The sequence below is a fragment of the Streptomyces bikiniensis genome (assembly GCF_000716625.1).
Classification (GTDB): domain Bacteria; phylum Actinomycetota; class Actinomycetes; order Streptomycetales; family Streptomycetaceae; genus Streptomyces; species Streptomyces bikiniensis.
Map to the genome: position 1 here is coordinate 22,544 of NZ_JNXJ01000002.1, position 13,913 is coordinate 36,456.

Below are 13,913 nucleotides of genomic sequence, written 5' to 3' on the forward strand. Positions count from 1 at the left end.
CGGGGGCCGCTTCCCCCTGTCCACACGTACCGAGAACCAGGACGACAGCCACTCATGACGATCGACGATCCCGCACGCCCCGGAACGCCCGAGGCGCCACCGTCGGACCCCACTCCGCCCGCTCCCCGCAAGCCCACCACCTGGAGCGCCCTCCGCCCCCTCCTCCTCCGCCTCCACTTCTACGCGGGCGTCCTCGTCGCCCCCTTCCTCCTCGTCGCCGCCCTCAGCGGCCTGCTCTACGCGCTCTCCTTCCAGGCCGAGAAGGCGGTCTACGCGCACGAGCTCGAGGCCCCCGTCGGCGACACCGTCCTGCCGCTCTCCCGGCAGGTGGACGCCGCCCGCGCGGCCAACCCGGACGGCACCGTCACCGCCGTCTGGCCCGGCGCCGAACCCGGCGCGACGACCCGGGTCCTGATGGCCGACCCCGAGGCCCCCGAAGGCACCTCGCTCGCCGTCTTCGTCGACCCCCACACCGGGGACGTGCGCGGGCAGCTGCCCAGCTACGGCAGCTCCGGCGCCCTGCCGCTGCGCACCTGGATCGACGGCCTCCACCGCGACCTGCACCTGGGCGAGTTCGGCCGCAACTACAGCGAACTCGCCGCGAGCTGGCTGTGGGTGATAGCGCTCGGCGGCCTGCTGCTCTGGATCGGCCGGCGCCGGAAGAGCCGCCGCGCCCTGTTCGTGCCGGAGGGCGGCCCGGCCTCCCGCCGCCGCACCCTCTCCTGGCACGGCTCGCTCGGCCTGTGGGCGGCGGCCGGCCTCGTCCTGCTCTCCGCGACGGGCCTGACCTGGTCGCGGTACGCGGGCGAGAACATCGGCGCCGTCCAGGACGGCCTCGGCGGCGCGACCCCCGTGCTCACCGCGACGGTCGGCGGCGCGCCCACCGGCCACGAGGGGCACGAGGGCCACGGCGGCGGCCACTCCGGCACCGGAGCCGGCCCGGCCGCACCCCAGGGCCCGGACATGGGCGTGGACGAGGCCGTCGAGGCGGCCCGCGCCGCCGGCATCGACAGCCCGCGGATCTCGGTGGCCCTGCCCGCCGACGGCAAGGGGTACGTGGTCAAGGAGACCGACACGCAGTTCCCGCTCGAACTCGACTCGGTCGCCCTCGACCCGGCCGACGGCACGGTCCTCGACCGGCTCGCCTTCGCGGACTACCCGCTGCTCGCGAAGCTCACCCGGATCGGCATCGACGCCCACACGGGCGTCTTCCTGGGCCTGTTCAACCAGCTGCTGCTCGCGGCCCTCGCGCTCGCCCTGGTCCTGCTGATCCTCTGGGGCTACCGGATGTGGTGGCTGCGCCGCCCGGGCCGCCCGGCGGCGCGCGGGGCCTGGCGGAGGGTCCCGGCCACCCTGCTGCTCCCGCTCGCGGCCGCCACGGCGCTGGTCGCCTGGTTCGTCCCGCTGCTCGGGATCAGCCTGCTGCTGTTCCTGGCCGTGGACCTGGCCCTGGCCCTCACCGCGAAGGTGAGGAACAGGGCCGGGACGAACCGAACCGCCTGATCAGGGCGTGTACTTGTAGCCGACCCGCCGCACGGTCTGGATCGTGTGGCGGTGCTCGGCGCCCAGCTTGCGGCGCAGCCGGGCCACGTGGACGTCGACCGTACGCCCGTCGCCGACGTGCCCGTACCCCCACACGGTGGTGACCAACTGGTCGCGGGTGTGCACCCGGTGGGGATGTGCCACCAGGTGGGCGAGGAGTTCGAACTCCAGGTACGTCAGGTCCAGCGGCTCCCCGTCCACGACGGCGACCCGCTGCACGTCGTCGATGGTCACCGGCCCCCGCTCCTCGGCCGCGACGGGCGCGGTCACGGGGGAGGGGACGGCCACGGGCAGGTGCGGCTGCTGGTCGGCCGGGACGAGCACGAGGTACCCGACCATCGGCGGGCGGCCCGGCAGCGCGGGGAGCGCGTGCGGGGGCGCGGGCAGCAGGGTGGCACCGGGCGGCAGGAAGTCCGCCACCTGGGAGAAGTCGACGACCTCGTTCGGATCGACGGCACGCAGTCGGTGCCGGCCGGGACGGACGGCCGTGAGGGAGGCGGTCTGGGTGTGGGCCATGGCGGATCAGCTCTTTCGCGCGGAGAAACGGACGGACAGGCGTCGTACGTCGTGCGCGTCGGCCGGAGGCCGGGGATCGGACAGGGCCGATCGGGGCTTTAGAGGGCCGACGCGTTCCTCGCGCGGCAACACACCCGGTCGAAGTCGTGATGCTGCCGGGAAGGCCAGAACGGCTCGAGGTCGTGACGACCCGTCGCGGTGTCGTTCTGCAGGTTGGCCATATCCCTAGTCTACTACTCGGGAATCGGATTGGACCCCCGGAGCGGTCGAAACCTGTGTTGTGCGTCCCACATGACGGAAGGGGCGCCCACCGTACGAAACGGTGGGCGCCCCTCCGGAAGGCGTTCGGGAGACCTGCGGAAGGCCTTCCGGTCAGACCTGGCCGGCCTTCGCCAGGGCCTCGCAGCAGGTGTCCACCAGGAGGCGGGTCACCACGTACGGGTCGACGTTGGCGTTCGGGCGGCGGTCCTCGATGTAGCCCTTGCGGTCCTGCTCGACCTGCCACGGGATGCGGACCGAGGCGCCGCGGTCCGAGACGCCGTAGGAGTACTCGTCCCACGGGGCGGTCTCGTGCAGACCCGTCAGGCGCTCGTCGATGCCGGCGCCGTAGTTCTTGACGTGGTCGAGCGGCTTCGAGCCCTCGCCCAGGGACTCGCACGCGGTGATGATCGCGTCGTAGCCCTCGCGCATCGCCTTGGTGGAGAAGTTGGTGTGCGCGCCCGCGCCGTTCCAGTCGCCCTTCACCGGCTTCGGGTCCAGGGTCGCGGCGACGTCGAAGTCCTCCGCCGTGCGGTACAGCAGCCAACGGGCCACCCACAGCTGGTCGGAGACCTCCAGCGGGGCCAGCGGGCCGACCTGGAACTCCCACTGGCCGGGCATGACCTCGGCGTTGATGCCGGAGATGCCGAGACCGGCCTTCAGGCAGTTCTCCAGGTGCGCCTCGACGATCGGGCGGCCGTGGATCTCGTCCACGCCGACGCCGCAGTAGTAGCCGCCCTGCGGGGCCGGGAAGCCGTTGACCGGGAAGCCGAGCGGGCGGGTGCCCTCGAAGAAGGTGTACTCCTGCTCGATGCCGAAGATCGGCTCCTGCGCGGCGTACTTGGCGGCGACCTCGGCGAGCGCGGCGCGCGTGTTGGACGAGTGCGGCGTCATGTCCGTGTTGAGGACCTCGCACAGGACCAGGACGTCGTCGCCGCCGCGGATCGGGTCCGGGCAGACGAAGACCGGCTTGAGGACGCGGTCCGAGGCGTGGCCCTCGGCCTGGTTCGTGCTGGAACCGTCGAAGCCCCAGATCGGCAGCTCGTCGAGCGTCGCGCCCCCACCCGTGATGATCTTCGTCTTGGAGCGAAGCTTCGCGGTCGGCTCGGTGCCGTCGATCCAGATGTACTCAGCCTTGAAGGTCACGGGGCTCATCCTTAGGGCGCGTGGCGTGCTGCTGGGGTTTCCCCCGGCGCCCGGAGGCGGCGGGAGGGGCTGCCCGCGGCGGCTCGCGGCGCTGCGAGAAGCTGCGGTCTCCGCACGGACCCGGCCGGGGCCGGACCATACGGTTGCTTTCGGACCGCAGCTTCGCAACACGGGATTTCCCGTCGGTTGCCCGTTTGTGAACCCCGTGTTACTCAGCCTTCCCGGGCCCCTTTCGCCTTCCGTGCGACCACGTGGGCGTCCAGGAGCCCCCCGAGCCCCGCCGCCCCGATCCGCCGCACCAGCTCCGGATACGTGGTGCCCAGCGCCTCCGCGGTCCGCCCGAGGTGCCAGTCGTGGTCCGCGAGCCGGTGCAGCAGGTACCCCTTCCTGACCTGCTTCTCCGAGAGCCGGAAGGTCTTCAGATAGGCCGCCCGCCCCTTGTGGTCGGTGATCAGCTCCCCGATGTGCTGCTCCCGCCCGTCCCGCCGGAACGGCGGCAGGAACCGGTACAGGTCGAACTCCCCCGCCCGGTACACCCGCTCGAAGGAGTACGAGGTCTCCAGGAGGTCCCGCGCCATCAGCCCGTCGTGCGCCGCCGCCCAGGCCCGCTCCTGCCCCAGGGCCGCCGCCCGCAGGTCCGTGAGCGTGCGGACGCCGCCGGCGCCGTCCCGGATCCGCGCGGTGAACTCCGGCACCGGGGCGCCGTAGTGCGCGTACTGGTGGACCAGCTCCCCGTACAGGTCCTCGACCAGGGTCGGGTGCAGGACCCGGTAGTCCTCCGGGTGCGGCACGACGAAGGCCGCGGCCAGTGCGTCGGCCACGTACAGGAGCGTCCCGCACTGCCCCGGGTGCAGCTCGAACACCCGCAGCGCCTCCCCGAGCCCCGGCACGTCCCACCCGGCGTACGCCGCCTCGGCCCGCGGCGAGAGCCCGCGCCGCACCGCCTCCCGGGACCAGTCGTCCCACACCACGGACGGCCCGCCGAAGTGCAGCGCGAGATAGCCCTCCAGGGCGAGGTGCAGCGGCAGGAACCGCAGCCGCCGCTCGCCCCGCCGGCGCTTGGCCGGCCGGTGGACGCGGCGCACGGGCACGCAGGGAGGGGGCCCGTCCGTACGATCGCCGAGCAGCGTCCCGTACGCGGCGGACTCGCCGTCCTGCCGGGAGCCGGACCAGTCGGCGACGAAGCCGTGCGGCACGTACGAGGTGTACGCGGTCCGGTCGCCGAGCTCCACCGAGGCCGTCCCGGCCCCCTCGTACACCTCCCGGCGCAGCCGCAGTCCGGCCACCGGCTCGGACCGCACGAGCGGCACCAGCCGCACTCCGCCCCACACCTGCGCGGGCCGCGCGTCGAGCCCGCCGAGATCGATCCGGGTCACCCTCCGGCCCCCTTCAGGAACGCCTCCACCCGCCGGTCCAGATAGTCCCGCAGCTCCCCGAACCCCGTGCGGCCCTCCGCGAACTGGGCGATCTCCACCAGGGCCGGCAGGTCCTCCGCGTCCCGGACGCCGGCCGTCGGCACGCCCGGCGCGAGCCGGCGCACGTCGAAGCCCCCCGCGTCGTATACGGGGTTGAGGTGCACGACGCTCGTCCGGCGCTCCGGATCGAGCCGCGTCCGCCACACCCGCAGGACCTCGCCCGCGAGCCCCGGCGGGGCGTTGTCCCAGCCGTCCGAGACGATCACCAGCCGCTCGGGCCCGGTCTCCAGGGCGTCCAGGACCCGCAGTCCGAGCGGCGTCGGCCCGTACGGCCGGACGAGCAGCGGATCGTCCCCGCCCGAGGTCCACAGCGGGGTGTACGCGCCCGGCGCCGCCAGGGCCTCCAGGAGGAAGTGGCAGCCCAGGGCCACGGCCAGCGGACGGCGCCGCTTCACCGCCGAACCGGAGGACGAGAAGCTGTCGTCCAGCACGGCCGCCACCCGCCCCCAGCTCCCGGCGTGCGGCCCGGCCGCACGGCGGGCGGCGGCCCGCAGCGCCCCGGTCAGCTCGCCCCGCCGGGCGACCCGCTCGGCGAAGGGCAGGGACAGCACGTACACGGCGAGCCGGGTCAGCGGCACGGCGGACCAGTCCTTCGTGTTCCCCGCCGTCCGCTCGGTCCTGAGCCGTTCGAACCGGGTCATCCGGGGCGCGATCCGCTCCAGGAACAGCGCGCGGGGCACGCCGTGCTTCGCGGCGAACCCCTCCGCGACGGTGAACGGCAGCTCGTACAGCGCGGCCTGCTCGTAGTGCGCCCGGCGGTACGCGTCGAGCAGCGGGCTCCCGTACCGGACGCGTCGGCGGGGCGCGAAGAGGAAGTCGCCCGTCTCCGGATCGGCCGCCGGCCCGTGGACGTGCCGGAGGGCGGTCTTCACACCGGGCCGGTACTTCACGGCGTCGAGCGCCGGATCGGGCCGGGCCGCGATCCACTCGCGCACGATCGCGCGCGTGCGCCGGTTGTTGACCTTGGCGGCGCGCAGCGCCCGGAACAGCCGGTAGACGCGCTGAGGGGGCAGCAGGGCGAGCCGGGCGGCGATCAGCCGCCCCTCGCCGGGACCGGCCTCCGCCGGGGTGCGCAGCAGGTGCTCGACGATAAGGGCGGCGTTGTGGTCGTTGATGTCGAGCGCGAGCGAAGCGGCGTACACCTGCCGGTAGTTGACCCGTACGTACGCGTGGAGGAAGGCGAGCGAGAGCCGCTGCTCGCCGGCGGAGGAGCGGAACTCGCGCTGGCCGGTGGCGGTGACGGCGGCGTTGACGAAGAGGAGCACGTCCTCGGCGGCGACGAGCTCGGACACGTCTCTCCCCTTCCCTAGGGCGCCGGCCGGGGAATGAGGGCGCGAACAGCGAAGACGTTGCTTCAGAGGCAGGTTCCGGAAGTCGCGCCGGAGTCCCGCGGCCGGCGGGGGAACGCTAACCCGGGAGGGGGGAGGGGAGCCAGGGGGTTTCGGTGCGCACCCCGTCACCGCCGCCCGTCGGAGCCACCCGGCAGACTGTGTCCATGGCGAAGCAGCTCGGGGCGAGGCCCCGCATCGGACTCCTCGGCACCGGCCCCTGGGCCGGTCACACCCACGCGCCGGCGCTCGCCGCGCACCCGGACGTCGAGTTCAGCGGGGTGTGGGGCAGGCGCGCGGAGGCGGCGGAGGCGCTGGCCGCCGCGTCGGGCACGCGCGCGTACGAGGACGTGGACGCGCTCTTCGCGGCGAGCGACGCGGTGGCCCTCGCCCTCCCGCCGGACGTGCAGGCCCCGCTGGCGGTGCGGGCCGCGGCCGCGGGCTGCCACGTCCTCCTGGACAAGCCGGTCGCCACGACGGTGGCCGGGGCCCGCGAGGTGGCGGAGGCGGTCGAGGCGGCCGGGGCGGCGTCGGTGGTCTTCTGCACCCTCCGGTTCGCGGAGCCGACGGCCTCCTGGATCGCCGAGCGGGCGGCGGCGGACGGCTGGTTCCTGGGCGAGGCGCACTGGCTGGGCTCGCTGTACGGCTCCGGCTCCACGAGCGAGTACGCGGCCTCGCCCTGGCGGCGGGAGAAGGGCGGCCTGTGGGACGTGGGCCCGCACGTCCTCTCGGTCTACCTGCCGATCCTCGGGGACGTCACGGAGGTCACGGCCGCGCCGGGGCCGGGCGACACCCACCATCTCGTCCTGCGCCACGCGTCGGGGGCGAGCAGCACGGCGACCCTCACCCTGAGCGCCCCGCCGGAGGCGGCGGAGGCGGCCCTCACCCTGTACGGCACGGAGGGCCGCGCCGAGATGCCCCGCTGGAACGGCGCGGTGGACGCGTTCGGGGCGGCGGTGGACGCCCTGGCCGTGGCGGCCCGCACGGGCGTCCCGCACCCCTGCGACGCCCGCTTCGGCCTGCGCCTGACGGAGATCCTGACGGAGGCGGAACGCCTGACGGCGAGGCGCTGAGGCTCCGGGAGCGGCCCCGGGGGCGATCCCGGAGCGCCGCCCTCAGCGGCGGGAGAGCGCGTCCCGTACGGCCTCCTCGGTCCGCCCCACGACGGCGGTGCCGTCCTCGGCGGTGATGATCGGCCGCTGGATGAGCCTCGGGTGCGCGGCGAGGGCCTCGATCCACCGGTCGCGGCCCGCCGCGTCCCGGGGCCACTCCTTCACCCCGAGCTCCTTCGCCTCGGCCTCCTGGGTCCGGGTGACGTCCCACGGTTCGAGCCCGAGCCGCCCGAGCACCTCCCGGATCTCGTCGGCCGAGGGCACGTCCTCCAGGTAGCGCCGGACGGTGTACCCGGCCCCCTCGGCGTCGAGGAGGGTGAGGGCGCCGCGACACTTGGAACAGGCGGGATTGATCCAGATCTCCATGGCGCCCACGCTACCCCCGAGCCCCCCTTCCGTACTGCCGAAAACCACTCCTGGCCAGGGACGATTGTCAGTGGGGGCCGGTAAAATAAGGGGTGAAGGTGAGGGTCCCGAGGAGGGCCCGCACCCCGCCGTTCGCCAGGAGGTAGCCCATGGCTCTCGCCGTGATCCGGACGCCGTCCCTCGAACCCTGGAAGCCGCTCCAGAAGCAGCCGCTCCCCGCGGGCCGGCCCCGCGAGTGGTACGTCACGCACAACCGGCGCCTGAAGGCCATGCGCCTCGCGATCGCCCTCCTCGACGCCGGCGTCTACGTCCCGTCGAAGGCCACGAACGCGACCATACGCACCACGGCCGAGCAGCTCGGCATCCACCCGCCCTCGGACACCACCTGCCGCATGGTCCGCGCCCTGATCCGCTACGGGCGCTGACGGGCACCGCACGCACGGCGAAGGCCGCCGCCCCCGGACTTCCGGGAGCGGCGGCCTTCGTACGAAGGGCCCGCGATCTAGAGGTCGAAGTACAGCTCGAACTCGTGCGGGTGCGGGCGGAGCTGTATCGGGGCGATCTCGTTCGTGCGCTTGTAGTCGATCCAGGTCTCGATCAGGTCCGAGGTGAAGACGCCGCCGGCCTGGAGGTACTCGTTGTCCTCCTCCAGGGCCGAGAGGACGGCCTCCAGGTTGGTCGGGACCTGCGGGACGTTGGCGTGCTCCTCCGGAGCCAGCTCGTACAGGTCCTTGTCGATCGGCTCCAGCGGCTCGATCTTGTTCTTGATGCCGTCGAGGCCCGCGAGGAGCAGCGCCGAGAAGGCGAGGTACGGGTTCGAGGACGGGTCCGGCGCGCGGAACTCGACGCGCTTGGCCTTCGGGTTCGCGCCCGTGATCGGGATGCGCATGGCGGCGGAGCGGTTGCGCTGCGAGTACACCATGTTGACCGGGGCCTCGAAGCCCGGGACCAGGCGGTGGTACGAGTTCACCGTCGGGTTGGTGAAGGCGAGCAGCGACGGGGCGTGCTTGAGGATGCCGCCGATGTAGTAGCGGGCGGTGTCCGAGAGGCCCGCGTAGCCCGTCTCGTCGTAGAACAGCGGGTCGCCGTTGGCCCACAGCGACTGGTGGACGTGCATGCCCGAGCCGTTGTCGCCGAAGATCGGCTTCGGCATGAAGGTCGCGGTCTTGCCGTTGCGCCAGGCGACGTTCTTCACGATGTACTTGAAGAGCATCAGGTCGTCGGCCGCGGCGAGCAGCGTGTTGAACTTGTAGTTGATCTCGGCCTGGCCGGCGGTGCCGACCTCGTGGTGCTGGCGCTCGACCTGGAGGCCGACGTTCTCCAGCTCCAGGGAGATCTCGGAGCGCAGGTCGGCGAAGTGGTCCACCGGCGGGGCCGGGAAGTAGCCGCCCTTGTAGCGGACCTTGTAGCCGCGGTTGTTCTCCACCGCACCGGTGTTCCAGGCGCCGGCCTCGGAGTCGATGTGGTAGAAGCCCTGGTTCGCCGAGGTCTCGAAGCGCACCGAGTCGAAGACGTAGAACTCCGCCTCGGGGCCGAAGAACGCGGTGTCGGCGATGCCGGTGGAGGCCAGGTACGCCTCCGCCTTCTTCGCGATGTTCCGCGGGTCGCGGCTGTACTGCTCACCCGTGATCGGGTCGTGGATGAAGAAGTTGATGTTCAGCGTCTTGTCGCGGCGGAAGGGGTCCACGCGGGCCGTCGACAGGTCGGCGCGCAGCGCCATGTCGGACTCGTGGATCGCCTGGAAGCCGCGGATCGACGAGCCGTCGAAGGCGAGCTCCTCCGCCGGGTCGAAGGCCGATGCAGGGATCGTGAAGTGCTGCATCACACCCGGAAGGTCGCAGAACCGGACGTCGACCATCTTGACGTCGTTGTCCTTGATGAACTTCTGGGCCTCTTCGGCGTTCTGGAACCCGTTCGTCTGGGACATCCCACTCCTCCTACTCCCGGCCCGGGGAGGGGCGGGGTTGCAGCTCGGTCGTGCGGCCAGTGCGGTGGCACACGCTGGACCCGACCATAGGCAGACGTGATTTCTCAAGCATGACCCAATTGTTTCGTCGAAGTTAACCGGGGTGGGTGCTGGTCATGCCCGGAGCGCGCCCGGAGCGCGCCCGGACCGCGCCCGGCGCGGTCCGGAGGAGGCCGCCGGATGCCTTTCCCCACCCGGGCCGAAGAGATCGAGAACGGGCGCAGTACCGTGGTCGGGTGGACAACAGGCAAGCAATCGGATCGTGGCTCTCCGGCCCCCGCGCGGCGGCCGAGGACGCAGGCGTCGACTTCGGCTATCGCGGTCAGCAGCTGGGGCTGCCCGAGGAGGGTCCCGGTTCGATCGCCCGCCCCGGGCGCCGCCTCGGCGCCCTCGCCGCCGACTGGGCCCTCTGCATGCTGATCGCATACGGCCTGGTCACCGACGGCTACAACCAGGCCACCGGCAACTGGGCCCTCGGCATCCTGTTCGTCACCAGCGCCCTGACCGTCGGCACCGTCGGCGCCACGCCCGGCAAGCTCCTCTTCCGGCTGCGCGTCGTCTCCGTGCACGGCGGCCGGCTCGGCCCGCTGCGCGCGGTGCTCCGCTCGCTCCTCGTCTGCCTGGCGATCCCGGCCCTGATCTGGGACCGCGACGGCCGCGGCCTCCACGACCGCCTCTCCGGCGCCGTCCAGGTCCAGGTCTGACGCCGTACGGCCGCACGTACGAGGGAGGGGCTCCGGACCGCACGGTCCGGAGCCCCTCCCTCGTGTTCGGTCGGGCGCGTCAGCGCATCTTTCCGCCGCGCGGCATCCGCATGCCCTTCGGCATCGGGCCCTTCGGCAGGGGCATGTTGCTCATCAGGTCGCCCATCGCGCGCAGCCGGTCGTTGGCCGCGGTCACCTGCGGGCCGGAGAGCACCCGGGGCAGCTTCAGCATGGTCGTGCGGACCTTCTTCAGCGGCACCTGGCCCTCGCCGTCGCCGACGATGATGTCGTGCACCGGCACGTCCATCACGACGCGGTTCATGCGCTTCTTCTCCGCCGCGAGGAGGGCCTTGACCCGGTTCGGGTTGCCCTCGGCGACCAGGACGATGCCCGCCCGGCCGACCGCGCGGTGCACGACGTCCTGGTTGCGGTTCATCGCGACCGCGGGGGTCGTCGTCCAGCCGCGCCCGACGTTCTGCAGCACCGCCGCCGCCGCGCCCGGCTGGCCCTCCATCTGCCCGAAGGCCGCGCTCTCGGCGCGCCGCCCGAAGACGATGGCCATCGCCAGGAGCGCCAGGACGAAGCCCAGGATGCCCAGGTAGACCGGATGACCGATGAGGAAGCCGATCGCGAGGAGGACACCGAGTACGCCGATGCCCACGCCCGCGACGACGAGACCGACCTTCGGGTCGGCCTTCCGGGTCATCTTGTACGTGAGGGCGATCTGCTTCAGTCGCCCGGGGTTGGCAGCGTCAGCGCTGCTCGTGTTTGCCTTCCTCGCCATGTCCTGAAGTTTACGTGGCCCGGGAAGCGCGGCCCGACGCGACCTCCATCACGCGCTGGGCCTCGACCCGGTCCTTGGCGCGGCGCCGGTCCTCCAGGACGGAGTTCCAGGCGTTGCGCCGGGCGGTGCGCTGTCCCGAGCCCAGGAGCAGCGATTCCACGACCCTCAGGGCGTCGGTGACGGACGGGATCGCGGTGACGCGGACGTGCGTCGATGCGGCCGGCATGGCGGGGTCCTCCCTCGATGGCGGGTGAGACGAGGTGGGGGTGTGAGCGGGTGGTGGCGGTGTGTGAAACCAGGCTCACAGATCGGTGTTACCAGGGCGTGACCCGACGGTCAAACACTGATGAAACGTCGGTGCGGCCGGTCGGCCCAGCGGGAGGACGGCGGCGCGGCCCGTACGCACCCGCTGAGCTGCGGGGTCGTAGGGACCGCACCGGATCCGGCCACTACCGGCCGGTAACCACTTGTGCTCGGATTCACGCGAGGGTGCGCCCGCCCGTGCGCGCACGGCTCACGCGGTCTGCGCGGCCACCCGCTTCTCCGGCCTTCGGTCGCGCTCCGCCTCGCCACCGCTCCGGCCGCGTGCCCGCCCTCGTTCCTCGGGCGGACCCGCGACCTACGCTCCGGCTCGGCTGCGCCGCTCCATCGCCTGCTGGTAGAGCCGCCCCGCGCGGTACGAGGAGCGGACCAGCGGGCCCGACATCACGCCGGAGAAGCCGATCTCGTCGGCCTCCTCCTTCAGCTCCACGAACTCCTGCGGCTTCACCCAGCGCTCCACCGGGTGGTGGCGGACCGAGGGGCGCAGGTACTGGGTGATCGTGATGAGCTCGCAGCCCGCGTCGTGCAGCTGCTGGAGCGCCTCGCTGATCTCCTCGCGGGTCTCGCCCATGCCGAGGATCAGGTTCGACTTCGTGACCAGACCGTAGTCACGCGCCCGCGTGATGACGTCCAGGGAGCGCTCGTACCGGAAGCCGGGGCGGATGCGCTTGAAGATGCGCGGCACCGTCTCCACGTTGTGCGCGAAGACCTCGGGGCGGGAGTCGAAGACCTGCTCCAGGAGCTCCGGCACCGCGTTGAAGTCGGGGGCGAGCAGCTCGACCTTCGTACGGCCGGCCTCGCGGTCCGCCGTCTGCTGGTGGATCTGGCGCACGGTCTCCGCGTACAGCCAGGCGCCGCCGTCCTCCAGGTCGTCGCGCGCGACGCCGGTGATCGTGGCGTAGTTCAGGTCCATCGTGACGACCGACTCGCCCACGCGGCGCGGCTCGTCGCGGTCGAGGGCCTGCGGCTTGCCCGTGTCGATCTGGCAGAAGTCGCAGCGCCGGGTGCACTGGTCGCCGCCGATGAGGAAGGTCGCCTCGCGGTCCTCCCAGCACTCGAAGATGTTGGGACAGCCCGCCTCCTGGCAGACCGTGTGCAGGCCCTCGCTCTTCACGAGGCCCTGCATCTTCGTGTACTCGGGCCCCATCTTCGCCCGGGTCTTGATCCACTCGGGCTTGCGCTCGATGGGGGTCTGGGCGTTCCGGACCTCCAGGCGCAGCATCTTGCGTCCGTCGGGTGCGACTGCGGACACATCGGCTCCTGTAGCTTCGATTCTTCGGCGTACACCAGGGTACGCCCGTGGCTTCCATGCCTGCCTACGTCCGGCCAACCTCTGGCCATCGCCCCCGCATTCCCGGGGCCGTGCGGACGGGGCGGCCCGGGGTCAGGCGGACGCGGGCTCCACGGTCCGGGGGGCGCCGGACGCGGGCTCCACGGCCCGGGGCTTGAGGTCCGCGTGCTCCAGGACCTCCCGCAGGTGCTTCTCCACCACCGGCAGCACCTCCCGGACCGTGACGTCCCGGCCCAGCTCGTTGGCGAGCGAGGTGACGCCCGCGTCGCGGATGCCGCACGGGATGATCCGGTCGAACCAGGCGTTGTCCGGGTTCACGTTGAGCGCGAAGCCGTGCATCGTGACGCCCTTGGCGACCCGGATGCCGATCGCCGCCAGCTTCCGGTCCTCGCGGCGCTGGCCGGCGTTGGAGGGCGCGTACTCCGGCCCGTTCAGGCGCGGGTCGAACTCCTCGTCGTTCAGACGCGGGTCGAAGTCGAGCGAGAGCCCACCGAGCGACGGCCGCCGCTCCACCGGATCGCCGAGCACCCACACCCCGCTGCGGCCCTCGATCCGCGTCGTCTCCACGCCGAACTCCGCGGCCGTGCGGATCAGGGCCTCCTCCAGGCGCCGCACGTGCGCGACGACGTCCACCGGGCGGGGCAGCTTCATGATCGGGTAGCCGACCAGCTGTCCGGGGCCGTGCCAGGTGATCTTGCCGCCCCGGTCCACGTCCACCACCGGCGTCCCGTCGAGCGGGCGCTCGCTCTCCGCCGTGCGCCGGCCGGCCGTGTAGACCGGCGGGTGCTCCAGGAGCAGACAGGTGTCCTCGACCTCGTCGGCGAACCGCGCGGCGTGCACCTCGCGCTGCCTGTCCCAGGCCACCCGGTAGTCGACGGCGTCCTCGCCGAAGCCGAGACGGACGAATCGCAGCTCACTCACGGCCATGCCTCCTCCTGTGCCGGGAGTCCGGGGACCGGGGATCATCCCGGGCCGGTTCGGCACCATGCGTCATTCGCGCCCATGCCACTGTACGGCGGCGCCGGGACCACCCCTCCGGCGGGCGGACGGAGCGCCCGGGCGGGGCGCCCACGTCAGCGATGCCGTCAATCCTCACACGATCGG

At 72.7% G+C, this 13,913-nt stretch carries 14 protein-coding genes; 4 read left to right on the forward strand and 10 right to left on the reverse strand.

Features of this window, described 5'->3' with window-relative positions; all coding sequences use genetic code 11:
- Positions 1 to 54 precede the first annotated feature (54 nt).
- Complete coding sequence (locus OO47_RS01360; RefSeq protein ID WP_030205829.1) at positions 55 to 1,503, forward strand: PepSY-associated TM helix domain-containing protein; 1,449 nt, start codon at positions 55 to 57, stop codon at positions 1,501 to 1,503.
- Here OO47_RS01360 and OO47_RS01365 read toward each other — a convergent pair whose 3' ends face one another.
- From OO47_RS01365 to OO47_RS01380, 4 genes are all read right to left on the reverse strand, one after another.
- Entirely contained in the window at positions 1,504 to 2,058 is a 555-nt protein-coding gene (locus OO47_RS01365) for a winged helix-turn-helix domain-containing protein (RefSeq protein ID WP_030205820.1), read from the reverse strand.
- Between the two features lie 372 nt (positions 2,059 to 2,430).
- Complete coding sequence (gene glnII, locus OO47_RS01370; protein ID WP_030205817.1) at positions 2,431 to 3,462, reverse strand: glutamine synthetase; 1,032 nt, start codon at positions 3,460 to 3,462, stop codon at positions 2,431 to 2,433.
- Between the two features lie 212 nt (positions 3,463 to 3,674).
- Positions 3,675 to 4,838 (reverse strand): ARPP-2 domain-containing protein, encoded by a 1,164-nt coding sequence (locus OO47_RS01375; RefSeq protein ID WP_030205812.1) that lies wholly within the window; start codon positions 4,836 to 4,838, stop codon positions 3,675 to 3,677.
- Positions 4,835 to 6,229, reverse strand: coding sequence for a hypothetical protein (locus tag OO47_RS01380; protein WP_030205809.1), 1,395 nt, complete (start codon positions 6,227 to 6,229; stop codon positions 4,835 to 4,837). The genes OO47_RS01375 and OO47_RS01380 overlap by 4 nt, the downstream gene beginning before the upstream one ends.
- Before the next feature lie 203 nt (positions 6,230 to 6,432).
- On the opposite strand from OO47_RS01380, the gene OO47_RS01385 reads away from it, so the two are divergent.
- Complete coding sequence (locus OO47_RS01385; protein WP_030205807.1) at positions 6,433 to 7,338, forward strand: Gfo/Idh/MocA family protein; 906 nt, start codon at positions 6,433 to 6,435, stop codon at positions 7,336 to 7,338.
- 42 nt (positions 7,339 to 7,380) lie between these two features.
- Here the strand turns inward: OO47_RS01385 and OO47_RS01390 are convergent, their stop codons facing one another.
- Positions 7,381 to 7,743 (reverse strand): arsenate reductase family protein, encoded by a 363-nt coding sequence (locus OO47_RS01390; protein ID WP_030205805.1) that lies wholly within the window; start codon positions 7,741 to 7,743, stop codon positions 7,381 to 7,383.
- Positions 7,744 to 7,892: 149 nt separating this feature from the next.
- Between OO47_RS01390 and OO47_RS01395 the strand changes: the two genes are divergently transcribed.
- Positions 7,893 to 8,168, forward strand: coding sequence for a hypothetical protein (locus tag OO47_RS01395; protein ID WP_030205803.1), 276 nt, complete (start codon positions 7,893 to 7,895; stop codon positions 8,166 to 8,168).
- A gap of 77 nt (positions 8,169 to 8,245) precedes the next feature.
- Here OO47_RS01395 and glnA read toward each other — a convergent pair whose 3' ends face one another.
- The gene (gene glnA / locus OO47_RS01400; RefSeq protein WP_030205800.1) at positions 8,246 to 9,670 is read right to left on the reverse strand and encodes a type I glutamate--ammonia ligase; all 1,425 of its coding nucleotides are present in this window, start codon (positions 9,668 to 9,670) and stop codon (positions 8,246 to 8,248) included.
- Positions 9,671 to 9,945: 275 nt separating this feature from the next.
- On the opposite strand from glnA, the gene OO47_RS01405 reads away from it, so the two are divergent.
- Positions 9,946 to 10,413, forward strand: a complete 468-nt coding sequence (locus tag OO47_RS01405; RefSeq protein WP_030205798.1) for an RDD family protein — start codon at positions 9,946 to 9,948, stop codon at positions 10,411 to 10,413.
- A gap of 79 nt (positions 10,414 to 10,492) precedes the next feature.
- Here OO47_RS01405 and OO47_RS01410 read toward each other — a convergent pair whose 3' ends face one another.
- The 4 genes from OO47_RS01410 to lipB form a co-directional block, all read right to left on the reverse strand.
- Positions 10,493 to 11,197 carry a DUF4191 domain-containing protein gene (locus OO47_RS01410; RefSeq protein ID WP_030205795.1) on the reverse strand — a complete coding sequence of 235 codons (705 nt, stop codon included), beginning with the start codon at positions 11,195 to 11,197 and terminating at the stop codon, positions 10,493 to 10,495.
- Positions 11,198 to 11,207: 10 nt separating this feature from the next.
- Positions 11,208 to 11,423, reverse strand: a complete 216-nt coding sequence (locus OO47_RS01415) for an SCO2195 family GlnR-regulated protein (RefSeq protein WP_030205790.1) — start codon at positions 11,421 to 11,423, stop codon at positions 11,208 to 11,210.
- 393 nt (positions 11,424 to 11,816) lie between these two features.
- Positions 11,817 to 12,770 carry a lipoyl synthase gene (gene lipA / locus OO47_RS01420; RefSeq protein ID WP_030205789.1) on the reverse strand — a complete coding sequence of 318 codons (954 nt, stop codon included), beginning with the start codon at positions 12,768 to 12,770 and terminating at the stop codon, positions 11,817 to 11,819.
- A gap of 132 nt (positions 12,771 to 12,902) precedes the next feature.
- On the reverse strand, positions 12,903 to 13,730 hold the full coding sequence (gene lipB / locus OO47_RS01425; protein WP_033207791.1) for a lipoyl(octanoyl) transferase LipB: 828 nt from the start codon (positions 13,728 to 13,730) through the stop codon (positions 12,903 to 12,905).
- Positions 13,731 to 13,913 lie beyond the last annotated feature (183 nt).

Bases quoted from the DNA above. Each gene is read 5' to 3' on its own strand.
- OO47_RS01360 (WP_030205829.1), top strand. From the start codon at position 55: ATGACGATCGACGATCCCGCACGCCCCGGAACGCCCGAGGCGCCACCG.
- OO47_RS01365 (WP_030205820.1), bottom strand. From the start codon at position 2,058: ATGGCCCACACCCAGACCGCCTCCCTCACGGCCGTCCGTCCCGGCCGG.
- OO47_RS01385 (WP_030205807.1), top strand. From the start codon at position 6,433: ATGGCGAAGCAGCTCGGGGCGAGGCCCCGCATCGGACTCCTCGGCACC.
- OO47_RS01390 (WP_030205805.1), bottom strand. From the start codon at position 7,743: ATGGAGATCTGGATCAATCCCGCCTGTTCCAAGTGTCGCGGCGCCCTC.
- OO47_RS01395 (WP_030205803.1), top strand. From the start codon at position 7,893: ATGGCTCTCGCCGTGATCCGGACGCCGTCCCTCGAACCCTGGAAGCCG.
- glnA (WP_030205800.1), bottom strand. From the start codon at position 9,670: ATGTCCCAGACGAACGGGTTCCAGAACGCCGAAGAGGCCCAGAAGTTC.
- OO47_RS01410 (WP_030205795.1), bottom strand. From the start codon at position 11,197: ATGGCGAGGAAGGCAAACACGAGCAGCGCTGACGCTGCCAACCCCGGG.
- OO47_RS01415 (WP_030205790.1), bottom strand. From the start codon at position 11,423: ATGCCGGCCGCATCGACGCACGTCCGCGTCACCGCGATCCCGTCCGTC.